Below are 13,158 nucleotides of genomic sequence, written 5' to 3' on the forward strand. Positions count from 1 at the left end.
CGGCTGCGCCGCCTTCATCGGCTGCGCCGCTGACTTCCAAGTCTTCGGGCTGACGCCCGAACTCGCTGACGCTCGGGGGACGGGGTGGGCTCCGCGCGACCCGCGCGCCCGATATCTGCCGGCTGGCCGGCTCATCGAGTACTTGGCGGTGAATTACGAGGTCGGGTGGGCGGGTTCCTGGACGGGCTTCTACTGTCGGAGTGGTGGAACCGGAACCGAAGACTTGTGTTTCTTGTGGGCGGACCATTGAGTGGCGCAAAAAGTGGGAGCGGAACTGGAACGAGGTTCGGTATTGCTCTGACCCATGTCGAAAGCGTAAAATCAAGCCGGTCGATCAGGAGCTGGAGGCAGCTATCCAGGAGCTCCTCAAAGAGCGAGGGAACGGCCAGACGATTTGCCCTTCCGAGGCGGCCAAGGCTGTCGGCGGAACCGAGTCGGAAGCAGCGTGGAACAATCTGATGGAGCCGACAAGGATGGCAGCACGAAGGTTGGTCGCGTCAGGCCACGTCGAGATCATCCAGCAGGGTCGTGTCGTTGATCCGTCGACCGCCAAGGGCCCGATCCGAATCCGTCGCATTCCGTGAGAAATTTTCGCACTGGTTGCGCAAACACATCACGAGAACGGCCGCCCTGGACGTGGATGGTGGTCAACAAAGAAACACGGAAGATCGTTCGAATATCGCCTGTCAGAACGGGTAGACCGGCGAAATGAGTTTGCTCCCCACGCCCGACATCGGTCGTGTCGCCGCGGAGGCATTCGTGGCGGCGCACCTCGGGCACCTTGTTTGTGACGATGTTGCCGGCTCGGTCGAGTTTCGCGGTGGTCAACGCGCCGCCGACGCAGCGCTCGTGGCATTCGATGTGAGTGGCTACGCCCGGAACCGCAGCGAGGTGTTGCCGGTTACTCGACGCGGCGCGTCGGCGCTGTCGCCGTATATCAGGCATGGGCTACTCACGCTCCCGCAGGTGTGGCAGCACGTTGCCGGTGGGCCCGAACGTGACGTGAAAAAGTTCCGTGATGAGCTGCTCTGGCAGGAGTTCGCCCGCCACTGGTACTCGCGCCTCGGCGCCAAGACGCGTCGCGGCGTGCGCAACGCGCTGCCTGCGACGACGCCGTCCGATGTCGCCGCCGGATGGGACCGGCGCATGGCGTGCATGAACAACACCGTCGGTGAGCTGACCACCGACGGTTGGCTCGTCAATCAGACGCGGATGTGGCTGGCGAGCCACTGGTCGGTGCGCAATGGGATGGCGTGGCAAGACGGCGAGGACTACTTCTTCCAGCATCTGCTGGATGGCTCCCGCGCAGCTAATCGTCTCGGGTGGCAGTGGGCGACCGGCACGGGTTCGTCGCAGCACTACGGTTTCAGCCGCTACCAAGTCGAGAAGCGGGCGAAGGTGCTCTGCAACATGTGCGAGGTCGAGCAGTGGTGTCCAATCAGCGACTGGCCGGCGAACCCACCGCTCAACCCGATGACGCAGCCTGTCGAGTTGAGCCGTGACCCGCACGGCATCCGTACCAGTGGGCCGAAGCACGTTGTCGAGACACGCCCCGCCGACACGGTGTGGCTGACTGCTGAATCACTCGGTCGCGCAGACCCGGCGCTGAGGGCCCACTCCGAATTGCCCGTCGTCTTCGTCTTCGACGAAGCACTGCTCAGCGGATTACAGCTCAGCTCGAAGCGGCTGGTCTATCTCACCGAGACGCTCGCTGAACTCGCCGAGACGCATCAGCTTGAACTGCACCTCGGTGACCCGGTCGAAGTGCTGGCCAGCCGAGCAGTCGCCGTCACATTTGCTCCGGTTCCGGGTTTCCGGCGGCGGGCCGAAGCCGTTGTGCCTGCGGAGACGCACCCCTGGCCATGGTTGGCCAGGCCGAGCAACGGCTCGATCAGCAGCTTCAGTGCCTGGCGTAAGTCCGTCAAAGTCATCCGTTAAGTGCTTTGCCGTGTCACGTTCTGGTCAGACCAAAGTGTGACGTTGGTGTCTGCTGTGTGAGACCGCGGGATCTGGTTTACAGCACTGAGAGGTGTGCAAGTTTCTGGCCGCTATGTCATCCGCGGGTCGCGAGTGCGTCAGGAAACGAAGAGTGTGCGTGACTTGGCCACGGCTGCCTGTCCGACTTCGCTGCCGATGATTCGGCCGGCGTAGTCGTCGGCCGTGATGTGGATACCGCCGTAGATACGCGAGCGGCCAGCTTCGTCGGATGCGTCGAAGTACGTTGCCCACTGCAGTTCGACGTCAGCTGACGGGCCTTTCTCGTGCAGCAGGTCGCCTGCGAACACAGTTCGAGTTGCCAGGCCGCCGGGGAAGTACTCCGACCCGGTGACGGCGGCCAGGACTTCAGCGGCTGCTCGGCTGAACGTGCTGTGGCCCGAGACGTACGCGGCGAAGGCGGGGGTGACGAAGGTCGGGCGTTGATACGGCACCCAGTCGACAGCGAGAATCCAATCGACGCCAGAGGTGTAGATCTCGGGGATCGACGGTGGGCCGGTCCACGCGTTGATCGCGATCTCGCCAAGGTGGTCAGCGAGCGCAGCGTGACGTTCGCCGGGTGCGCTTGACTCGTTGGTGATGATCTCCGAGAGGCCGGGAACCAGGGGAAGCTCGCCGTTCTCTCCGAGGAAGCGGATCATCGAGATTGGTCGGACAGAGTCGTAGTAGGCCTTGGCGCCCCAGGCGGCGATTGCTGCATCGTGGAGCGCGCCGTTGACCGAGACGGCGAGCTTGACGTCCCACTCGAGTCGGCCAACTGCCGCTCCGTCGAATTCGACCTGGTCTTTGTCGGTAAACAGAGCGTCAGACACGCCGTTTGAGATCGTATTCCAGTGCCCGGGCGGTGTCTCCGAGGTGGGACCGTCGGCCCAGTACTCGGCGATGACCCGGGCCCAATCGGCGACGTCGGCGAGGTTCGGGGCGTAGCGCTCGCCGGTGATCGGGTTGATGTCGTAGCCGTTGCCGTCGTCGGTCCCGAGCGAGTTGTTGCCATGTCCGGCCGGCCCGATGTCGGCGGTGGCCAGCCCGGTCTGCAGCTCACCGCTCGCCCGGACGACGGCCAGCGCCGAAGCGCGATACTCGTCAGCGGTCGCCGGGTCGGCGAAGAACGGCGGCGGGCCGGGATCGATCGGTGGGCCCTCGGCTGCAGGGGTGATCGCGAAGGGGGTGACATCGCCCCAGTTCGAGCCGATGAAGGTCTGCTCGCCGGCAGGTATCGGCAGCCCGTTCTGAGAGAGCGCCTCTTCCAAGATGAGCGGCTGCCAACGGTCGGGATCCGCGAGGGTCGTGCCGGATTCGGCAACCGCGAGGGGTTCGTTGACCGGCTCGTAGTTGACGTCTTGGTACTGCGTGCGTTCGAGGGAACCGTCGTCGAAGGTGTCCGCGATGATCTGGTCAGCGATGCTCAAACCGAAGCTGGCGGCACTGTCGGGGTCGGGGACAAAGTCGGCGTCGACCCCGCAGAGCTCGTTGAGCTGCGCATCGAGTGCTTGCATTGTCTCCGTCTGCCCGAGGCTGACGTTGTAGCGGTGCGCGAGGAGGCGGTGTGCTGCGAACGCGATGGCATCGGTGCGTGCCGCATCGACATCGTGAGCGCTGTGTGGTGCATCGACGAAGAGGGTCGTCTCCGAACCGTCGCTGTAGTTCGCCCAGACGTCCCACATGGCTGCCGACAGATGGAAAAGGTTGCGAGCGTGCACGGTGGGTGCCGGAAAGTCGAGCCGGATCGCGTCGAGCGCCTCGTCAATCCACACCCGGGCGACCGATGGAGCATCGGCTGGGATGGCGCACATTCCGCCCTCGGCCCGAAGGGAGTCGCCCTCATTGGTTCCCCCGCACGCTGCCACCAGCAACGTGCCTGCAAGTGCGGCACCCGAGATTCGTCGATTCACACGTCGCATTCTGCCCGCTGTGATCGGTCCTCCGGCGGCACCTTCGCCTTCGGCTCGACAAGCCACATCGACCAGACTGCACTGATGGATTTCGATCTTCCCGCTGACGACCACCCTGCGCGTGTCGCCGTTCGAGCGTGGATCGCCGATAATCCGAATCCGACGGGCAAAGAGCTCGCCGAAGCTGGGTATGTCGTGCCCCACTGGCCCAAGCCGTACGGCCTCGAGGCGAGCCCGATCGAACAGATCGTCATCGATCACGAACTCGACGCGGCCGGTATCCGGCGACCGGCTAATGCAATCGGCATCGGCTGGGCGGCACCGACCATCCTGCTCGCCGGTAGCCAGGAACAGCAGGACCGCTACTTGCCGAAAATCTTCAGCGGTGAAGAGTTCTGGAGCCAGCTGTTTTCTGAGACCGAGGCCGGGAGTGACCTGGCGAACCTCGCCACCACCGCCGTACGCGACGGCGACGAGTACATCGTCAACGGGTCCAAGATCTGGTCGTCCGGCGCACATCACAGCAAGTTCGGCATCCTCATTGCTCGCACCGACCCAGATCAGCCGAAGCACAAGGGCATCTCGTACTTCATCTGCCCGATGGACACGCCGGGCCTCTCGATGAGCCCCATCGTCGACATGACCACGGCGCACTCGTTCAACCAGGTGTTCTTCGACGACATGCGGCTGCCGGTCTCGCTGCGTGTCGGCGAAGAAGGAGACGGGTGGCGGTTGGCCAAGGTCACTCTGTCCAACGAGCGTGTGTCGCTGTCGTCGTCTGGTTCGCTCTGGGGGGTCGGTCCGTCTGCTGAACAGCTGCTCGATCAGGTGCGCGATTCTGGCGGTCTGAGCGACCCGACGCTCCGCGATGAGGCTGCAAAGCTGCACATCGACGCCGAACTCCTTCGCCTCAACCGGTTGCGCAGCCTTTCGGCAACATTGAACGGCAAGACTCCGGGCCCGGAGGCATCGATCTTGAAGATCATGGCTGACGAACACGGCCAAAAGGTCATGGCGCTGGCCAAGGCACTCAGCGGAACGAACGGCATGCTCGCTGGCTCAGGGCCGGTGGGTAAAATCCCGTCATCGATGCAATCGGGGCCGACCGAGAACAACTTGGGTGGGCTCAACGGCTTCGACGATGTTGACCCGATCTGGCACTTTGGCTACCTGTTCCATCCGGCACTGACCCTGGGTGGTGGCACCTTTGCAGTCCAACGGAACATTGTTGCCGAGCACGTCCTCGGGTTGCCGCGTGAGATCAACGCTGAGCAGGGTATGACGTGGTCAGAGGCCCGTCGACCATCCGCTGGCTGACCAGTCCCCGATGTGGAGCGAAGCAACGTGCCAGCCGGACGGGGCAACGCGGCGCACAATGCTGAGCAGCTTCGAAGTTCAGCGCTACCGTTCACTTGCGTGACAGAGCAGCAACTCGGGTTCGGTATTGACATCGGTGGAAGCGGAATGAAGGCGGCGACCGTCAACATCTCCACCGGAGAACTGGTGTCGGATCGATTCCGTATCGACACGCCGCAACCGGCAACTCCTGAGGCCATGGCAGTGGTGCTCAACGAGCTTGTTGCACACCACCAATGGGCCGGACCGATCGGCGTCGCCTTCCCGGCCGTTGTGCGTCATGGTGTCGTGGGCTCTGCCGCGAACATTGACAAGAGCTGGATCGACGTCGACGCTGACGCGTTGTTCAGCGAATCGAGCGGGCTCGACGTGCACATGCTCAACGACGCTGATGCAGCTGGAATCGCCGAAATGCGCTTCGGCGCCGGCGCTGGTCGCAAGGGCGTCGTGATGATGCTGACCTTCGGTACCGGAATCGGCTCAGGCCTGTTCATCGACGGAGTCTTGGTGCCAAACACCGAGCTTGGTCACCTCGAACTCGACGGCGTCGACGCCGAGAGCCGAGCGGCTGCGAAGGCCCGTGACCGCGAAGACCTCAGCTGGTCCGACTGGGCCAAGCGTGTCGAGCGCTATCTGCTCCATGTCGAGGCGTTGTTCTCGCCAGATCTCTTCATCGTGGGCGGTGGTGCCAGCAAGAAGTCGCACAAGTGGCTCCCCGAGATTGACATCGCTACGGAGATCGTTCCGGCACAGATGGCGAACAACAGCGGCATTGTCGGCGCCGCCCTTGCGATCAGCGAGCGCTGAGTTCCTTGCGCTGCGAGCGCACGCCGATCACGGTCAGAGTGAGTGCTGTGATCGGGATGACGAAGTAGAGCATCACGTTGCCGTAATCGGTGCGCACGCTGTGGTCGGCCGCATCGAGGATCAGCCAAGCGATGTAACAGATGTAGAACAGGAAGAAGAGTGCGCCTTCCCAGCGGGCAAGCACATGGCCGTTGGCAAAGATTGGCAGGCAGGCAACCGCCACGGCAATCATGACGGGGATGTCGACTTGGATTGCGCCCTGGGCAACCGGAATGACGTTCGGCGAGACCGCAGCTGAGACACCGAGCACCGCCAGCAGGTTGAACAGGTTTGAACCGATCGCATTGCCCACGGCCAGATCGCGTTCGCCGCGGAGTGCAGCGAGGACCGATGTGGCAACTTCGGGAAGCGAGGTGCCGACAGCGACGACGGTCAAGCCGATCACAAGGTCGCTGACGCCGAGTTCGGTGGCGATGCCGGTTGCTGCCGACACCAGCGCCTGCGACCCGCCGATCAGTAATGCGAGGCCCGCAGCGATGAATCCCAGGTCGTTCCTTACCGGGGCTGCGGTAAGTGCCTCGTCCGAAAGTTCGTCGTTGAGATCGAGTGGAATGTCGTCGTTGCTCCGTCTGGCTGAAACCACGGTCCAGGTGACGTAGACCAACAGCAACGCGATGAGAACGAACCCCTCGAGTCGGTCGATCTCTCCGTCGAGCGACATCAGTAAAACCAGGACTGACACACCGATCATGATCGGAACGTCGATACGAATGATCCGTCGGGCCACGATCAGCGAGCCGCCCACGGCAGCCGAGATGCCGAGGGCGAGGAGGATGTTGGCGATGTTGGAGCCAACGACGTTGCCGAGGGCGATGCCGCCGGCCTCGTCGCCGCCGCGGACCACGTCACCGACGCTCACGGCGAGTTCGGGGGCGGAGGTGCCGAACGCGACGACGGTCAAGCCGATGACAACACTCGACAAGCCGGTGCGAGCAGCGATTCGTGTCGCGCCGCGGACGAGGGCCTCGGCGCCGAGCACCAGGGCGATGAGGCCACCGACGAGAAAAACGATGGACAGCGGAGTCATAGCGGCCACAGGATATGGCTCATTGAGGCAGTGTCCGCGCTGGCGGCTGATTTAGCGACGGCGACGGGCTGCGATCCGACTGCGGACGTCGACTCCCAGTTCGCGCGGTGCCGAAACGACGCCAGCGCGGGAGGCTAAGATCTCATTCAACTCAGCGCCGATCAGCAAGACGAGACACACAATCCAGAGCCAGGTGAGTGCAAGTAGCGCGGTACCAGCGGCGCCGACGATCTCGTTGCCCGAGACGGCGATGCGGATGTAGAACCCGAACCCGACTGAGACGACCAGCCAGCCGACTGCGGTGAACACCGCACCAGGCAGGTCGAATCGCCAGGGCGTTCGATGTCGTAGGCGACGTCGAGGGCTCTGATCAATCCGGCGAAGCCACGTGACAAGGTGAAGATCGCCACGGCGACCGACACGCTCAAGACGCCGGGCCGGTTCTGATCGAACAGGCCGTCGACGGCATCGCGGATGGTCGACGACTCGGTGGTGAACGTGCGGTCGATGAATTCATTGATTGACGCTTGGAGATCGCCGGTCAGGTTCTCGCCGAGTAGCGACACCGATGACAGCGTGGCGAGTAGCGCGGCAGGGATGCTGAGCAGGAGCCAGAAGGCGACACCGGCCGCTGTGTCGAACAGGCCGTCGTCGTGGAGTTCCCGCCACAGGCCCGCAACGATCTCCCAAAGACGACGCCGTCGTGTTGGTGCAGCCATGTTTGCAGCGTAGAGGTGTGGTTCCGATTCAGAGGTCGAACCGGAGGAGTCGTCAGCGAGCGGCGCTCCATGCACGCATCCGGTCAGCCAATTCGCCGCGATAGGCCGTAGCGCGCGTCACCTTGAGGCTTTCGTAGCCACGGACTTGGTCGGGCAGCGACGCAATCGCGACGGCTTCGTCGATGGTCTCGGCCGACAAGCGGTGGCAGAGTTGTTCGACGGCCTCGATGTATTCGGGAATCATGGCCCGTTCGAGCTTGCGCACAGCCGCCCATCGGAAGGGGTCAGCAAGAGTGCCGCGAACGCGCTTTCCGGCACGGAGCACGACGAGTGCCGGTGGAGCGCTGCGCCGTAGTTCGAGCTTTCGGTGGAGGCCGAGCGACCGCAGCATCGGCGGGTGGAGGTGATAGGTGACCTTGGTGTCGGTGCCTCCGACCGCCTGATATCCAGCGGTCGCCTCGTCGTCGAGGAGTAAGCGGGCGACCTCGTACTCGTCCTTGTATGCCATCAGCTTGTGGAGATGGATTACCACAGCTCGGGTGAATTGGTCTTCGTGATCGAGTTGTTGTTCGGCGTGCTGCACCGTGGCAATGACCGAGCGGAATCGCGCGGCGTACTCCTCGGACTGATAGCCAACAAGGTCGTTGGCGAGCCGGTCGAACAACTGTGCGGTGGTCTCAGGTGCGACGTGGACGGGGAGGTCTGCTGCACGTTCAACCTGCTGTCGGTTGTCGATCCACGCTCGGCCCCAGCGGAACGCATCGAGGTTCTTGGCCACGGCGACGCCGTTGAGTTCGATGGCTCGCTCGACTGCTTCGACTGGGAGCGGCAACGCACCGCACTGCACCGCAGCGCCGAGCACGAGGAGGTTGGCTGTCGTCGTTGATCCAAGCAGACCTGCAGCGAGCGCCGCTGCGTCGAGGAACCGGTTGTCGTCGGCGCGAGTGACCGAGCCGACCCGTTCGACCAGTTCGTTGGCACTCGGCAGGAGGAGGCCAGGTTGGGTGACCATGGAACCGGTCGGAACGGCGTCGGTTGAAGCAACCATGACGGTGCGGTCGACCCGAGCACCATTGAGGTTCGCTGGCTGCGCTGCAACCAGGAAGTCGAACCCGAGGATCGTGTCGATGCCTGATGCGTTACCATGGTTCGACGCCGGTGCGGCATCGGTCGTGATGATCACGTCGCTGACCACCGGGCCGGCCTTTTGCGAGAGGCCGGTCTGGTCGAGGCCGCGCACGGTACGGTTGGCGAGCATTGCTGCCGTTCCAACAATCTGGCTGACCGTGATCACTCCCGTGCCACCAATACCGGTGAGTCGGACCGTGAACGCATCGGGGTTGACGATTGGAGCGGCCGGGTCGGCAATGCCGGTGGGCGGCGCCGGAAGTGGCCGAGGTTCGTCGGTCGACTCGAGCAGTTCGACTGTGGCGAATGACGGGCAGTCGCCCTTCATGCATGAGAAATCGAAGTTGCAGCTCCCCTGATGGATACGCGTTTTGCGTCCGAACGGTGTGTCGACGGGTTGCACTGACAGGCAGTTACTGACGTCGCCGCAGTCGCCGCAGCCCTCGCAGACGCGTTCGTTGATGACGACTCGGAAACTCGGTGTCGCCACGGTGCCGCGCGAACGGCCACGGCGTTGTTCGGCGGCACATGCCTGGTCGTGGATGAGGACGGTGACGCCTTTGATCTTGGCGAGTTCCTGCTGGGCCTCGGTCAGTCGGCTGCGATCCCAGAGGTCGACACCTGCTGGAAAGTCGGCGCGGGCATGCCGATCGGGATCATCGCTGGTCACGATGATCCGCTTGACGCCTTCGATCCGCAGGAGGTGGGCGACGTCGGGCACCGACATCTGCCCCTGCGGGTCCTGTCCGCCCGTCATTGCCACCGTGCCGTTGTAGAGCAACTTGTAGGTGATGTCGACGTTGGCTGCGACCGCCGCGCGAACGGCCAGGGAACCGGAGTGGAAGAAGGTGCCGTCACCGATGTTCTGGATTAAGTGGTCGCGTTCAATGAAGGGTGCAATGCCGATCCACTGAGCGCCTTCGCCACCCATCTGTGTCAGGCCGACGATGTCGCCGACGCGTTCGGGCTCCATGAAGGCGACCATTGAGTGGCATCCGATGCCGCCGCCGACGAGGGTTCCCGGCTCGGCGCGAGTGCTCGCATTGTGCGGGCAGCCGGAGCAGTAGAACGGGGTGCGGTTGACCGTCAGTGGGATGAGTTCGCGCTGGGGTGGAACGATCTCTTCGAGTGGCCGCATGCGGTGACCGATTCGCGCACTGAGTCGTGCGTGGAGCGGAGCCAGCAGCTTGTCGACGTCGAGCGTGCCGAAGCCGTTGACGAGGACGTTGCCGTGCTCGTCGTGGCGGCCGACGATGCGTGGCCCAACCTTGCCGGTGATGTGGGCGCCGTCGTAGAGCGCGCTTTTGATCAATCCCTCGAGGGTGGGGTTCTTTTCCTCGACGACGATGACTTCATCGAGGCCATCGGCGAACTCCCGAACCTGGCCGGGGTCGAGCGGGACCGGCATCAGGAGCTGGAAGAGCCGGATGCCGGCGGCGCGAAGATCGTCGTCGCTGCGGAACCCGAGAACAGACAGCGCTTCGCGCATCTCGTGGAAGGTGTGCCCACAGGCTGCGATCCCGAGCCAATCGTCGCCGCTTCGGACGCTCACTCGATTGAGGTGATTGTCGACGCCGTACTGGCGGGCCATCGGCGTGCGCAGTTGCTGGAACTCGATCTCCATGTCGAGGGTGTACGGAGTGAGTAAGCGGCCGTTCGGATGCGGGATGAACGGATGGCCATCCACCTCGATCACCGGAGATTTGGGTTGCACTCGATCGAGGTCGACGTCGATGGTGCCGGTGCCGTCGGCGACTGCGGTGACCAACTTGAAGGCCGACCAGAGTCCGCAGGCTCGCGAGAGCGCAACGGCGTGGCGGCTGAGGTCGAGTGCCTCTTGCACGTCGCCCGGGAACAGCAGCGGCATGTGCAGGTCGACAGCTGTTGCATCACTCGATGATGGGACGGTCGACGACTTGGCGGCAGGGTCATCACCGACGACCGCAACGACGCCGCCGTGTTGGGAGGTGCCGGCGAACACGGCATGACGAATCGCATCGCTGCTCCGGTCAAACCCGGGGCCCTTGCCGTACCAAATGCCGACGACGCCGTCGTACTTGGCGTCGTCGAGCGTCATGGCGAGTTGGCTGCCCATCACCGCTGTGGCGGCGAGCTCTTCGTTGACGCCGGGCTGAATGACGATGGGCAGGCCGGGCACCGTGGCTGACGCTCGCTGCAGCTCTTCGGTGTAGGTGCCGACCGGGGAGCCCTGGTAGCCAGACGCAAACGCGGCGGTGGTCAGGCCGAGCCGGCGGTCGATACGGAGTTGATCGACTGCGATACGTGCAACTGCCTGCACCCCGGACAAGAACACTGTGCCCGACTCGGACCGAAACTTGTCGGCCAGCGCATAGTCGGTCATCCGATTGCCTGTTGGTTCCGTCTTGGCCATTTGTGTACTCCTCGATCGCAGCTGCCACCACCGTTGTATCGCGTCTCGACAAGGCGGTTGAGAACGCGCGCTGTTTGACCGGGTGTTGGGAGTCCCCGGCCAGCTGTTGACACATCGCACCGAATCTGAGCCGTGACGAACTGGAACTGCGGAGTCCGGCGGTGAGTACAGCTGGGGGCTCGAGGGTTCGTTGGGGGCGCTGTGTGAAGTTTCACTCGCTGACAGCCCAAAAGTTTCAGTGCTGACAGCGATTGTCATTTCGCACCCGCTGACACGCCAGATTTCGCACATCGATGATGGACAGTGAGCACCGGCACGACCGGTGTCTCACCTCAGCCTGACAGATAGGGGTCAGGCTGGGCCTTTGTTTTGAGGTGGCAGCCAGCTGCAGCGATGTCTGGCTAATTCCGTTTACGGAGCGCCAGGAAGCGATTCGCAAGGTTGAAGATCGCCGTCTACGTCCAGTTTCGCCACATCTCGGTAGTACGGGTAATACGTGTCGAACCATGCCTCGGCATCAGCGTACGTCGAGAAGTCGCTGCAGTTCTTTGAGTCGCCAGGATTAGACGGGACCGGCGCGTCGCGTGTGTCGGTGCGTTGGTTTGCGATGGCGGTGACTCCGGTGTCGGTGACGCCGTTGATGTCGACGATCATCTCAGCGGCAGCAGACGTGTAGAAGCAGATGTCGCCGTTGTTGTCGGCTTTGACAATCAACCGGTTCGACGTGACCGGGGTGACGGCGCCGTCGTAGTTGAGGTCGGCTTTATTGATGTTGCCTTTGCTGTCGCGCGGGATGCCGTCGGCGCAGCCGTAAGCGGTCACGAACCCGCCGTCGGTGACCCCGGCAACAGCGAGTTGACCGAACACGGTTTTGCCTCCAACCGCTTCAGCAACATTCACACGCAAATAGTTGCCAGCAGAAATCCCATTAGGATAACTCTCGCGTGTGTCGGTGCGTTGGTTGGCAATTGCGGTGACTCCGGTGTCGGTGACGCCGCTTATGTCGACGATTATCTCTGCTGGGCCCAGGGTGTAGAAGCAGATGTCGCCGTCGTTGTCAGCTTTGACAATCAGCCGGTTCGACGTGACTGGGGTGACTGCGCCGTCGTAGTTGAGGTCGGCCTTATTGATGTTGCCTTGACTGTCTTTCGGGATGCCGTCATCACAGCCGTACGCGGTCACGAACCCGCCGCCGGTGACCCCGGCAACAGCGAGCTGACCAAACACCGTTTTGCCACCAACCGCTTCAGCAACATTCACACGCAATACCCCACGAGCTGCAATTAGAGCGCTCGCTGAGCTTGGGTTGACCGTCGTTTCGGCCAGGACGAGCCCGGCGCTGCACGCGACTCCTATCGCTACGGACAATGCGAATTTCCTGGCGAATCGACTGTGCACTCACTCAACGTAGCTCGCAATGGCTCGGGTGTCTCGTACCCATATCTGAGGGCTGAGCGACTCGGTGCCGATGTGGAGGCGATGGACGGCTGCCGCGATGACTGGTTAAGTCTGACTACGGGCCACCAGGAAGCGATTCGCAAGGTTCAAGATCGCCGTCTGCGTCCAGTCTCGCGACATCGCCGTAGTACGGGTAATACGTGTCGAACCATGCCTTGGCTTCGGCGTACGTTGAATCGCCCTGGGTTTTCCGGAGGCTCGGTTTATAGGTTCCCAACCAAAAGTTGGTCGGCTGGTTGGGCAGTGTAGGCGGCCTCGAACTCGGCCAGAGGGACGTCGCCGCAGTGACCGTGGAGGCGCTGGTTGTTGTGCCAGTGGGCCCAG

At 63.1% G+C, this 13,158-nt stretch carries 10 protein-coding genes and 1 pseudogene; 5 read left to right on the forward strand and 6 right to left on the reverse strand.

What is annotated here, in order from left to right:
* The 3 genes from ACH2EI_RS19565 to ACH2EI_RS19575 form a co-directional block, all read left to right on the forward strand.
* Positions 1-250 (forward strand): hypothetical protein (locus ACH2EI_RS19565; protein WP_395161251.1); only part of this gene is annotated, 250 nt, incomplete at its 5' end.
* The gene (locus tag ACH2EI_RS19570; RefSeq protein WP_395152697.1) at positions 201-584 is read left to right on the forward strand and encodes a DUF3253 domain-containing protein; all 384 of its coding nucleotides are present in this window, start codon (positions 201-203) and stop codon (positions 582-584) included. The genes ACH2EI_RS19565 and ACH2EI_RS19570, both read left to right, overlap by 50 nt.
* A 124-nt stretch (positions 585-708) precedes the next feature.
* Positions 709-1,938 (forward strand): FAD-binding domain-containing protein, encoded by a 1,230-nt coding sequence (locus ACH2EI_RS19575; RefSeq protein ID WP_395152696.1) that lies wholly within the window; start codon positions 709-711, stop codon positions 1,936-1,938.
* A 137-nt stretch (positions 1,939-2,075) separates the two neighbouring features.
* Here ACH2EI_RS19575 and ACH2EI_RS19580 read toward each other — a convergent pair whose 3' ends face one another.
* Positions 2,076-3,887: a vanadium-dependent haloperoxidase gene (locus tag ACH2EI_RS19580; protein ID WP_395161253.1), complete on the reverse strand. Its 1,812-nt coding sequence runs from the start codon at positions 3,885-3,887 to the stop codon at positions 2,076-2,078.
* Between the two features lie 84 nt (positions 3,888-3,971).
* Here ACH2EI_RS19580 and ACH2EI_RS19585 point away from each other — a divergent pair, with 84 nt between their 5' ends.
* Positions 3,972-5,204 (forward strand): acyl-CoA dehydrogenase family protein, encoded by a 1,233-nt coding sequence (locus ACH2EI_RS19585; RefSeq protein WP_395152694.1) that lies wholly within the window; start codon positions 3,972-3,974, stop codon positions 5,202-5,204.
* 99 nt (positions 5,205-5,303) lie between these two features.
* Positions 5,304-6,050 (forward strand): polyphosphate--glucose phosphotransferase, encoded by a 747-nt coding sequence (ppgK, locus tag ACH2EI_RS19590; protein WP_395152693.1) that lies wholly within the window; start codon positions 5,304-5,306, stop codon positions 6,048-6,050.
* On the opposite strand, the gene ACH2EI_RS19595 is transcribed toward ppgK, so the two are convergent.
* The 5 genes and pseudogenes from ACH2EI_RS19595 to ACH2EI_RS19615 form a co-directional block, all read right to left on the reverse strand.
* Positions 6,037-7,137 carry a calcium/sodium antiporter gene (locus tag ACH2EI_RS19595; protein WP_395152692.1) on the reverse strand — a complete coding sequence of 367 codons (1,101 nt, stop codon included), beginning with the start codon at positions 7,135-7,137 and terminating at the stop codon, positions 6,037-6,039. The two genes, ppgK and ACH2EI_RS19595, sit on opposite strands and share 14 nt — an antisense overlap.
* Before the next feature lie 51 nt (positions 7,138-7,188).
* Entirely contained in the window at positions 7,189-7,446 is a 258-nt protein-coding gene (locus tag ACH2EI_RS19600) for a YhjD/YihY/BrkB family envelope integrity protein (protein ID WP_395152691.1), read from the reverse strand.
* Positions 7,447-7,484: 38 nt separating this feature from the next.
* Positions 7,485-7,856 (reverse strand): annotated as a pseudogene (locus tag ACH2EI_RS19605) (YhjD/YihY/BrkB family envelope integrity protein); the annotation flags it as partial.
* Between the two features lie 52 nt (positions 7,857-7,908).
* Positions 7,909-11,376 (reverse strand): indolepyruvate ferredoxin oxidoreductase family protein, encoded by a 3,468-nt coding sequence (locus ACH2EI_RS19610; RefSeq protein WP_395161255.1) that lies wholly within the window; start codon positions 11,374-11,376, stop codon positions 7,909-7,911.
* 411 nt (positions 11,377-11,787) lie between these two features.
* Entirely contained in the window at positions 11,788-12,636 is an 849-nt protein-coding gene (locus ACH2EI_RS19615) for a hypothetical protein (protein WP_395161257.1), read from the reverse strand.
* Positions 12,637-13,158 lie beyond the last annotated feature (522 nt).

The organism is Ilumatobacter sp. (genome assembly GCF_041688325.1).
Classification (GTDB): Bacteria; Actinomycetota; Acidimicrobiia; order Acidimicrobiales; family Ilumatobacteraceae; genus Ilumatobacter_A.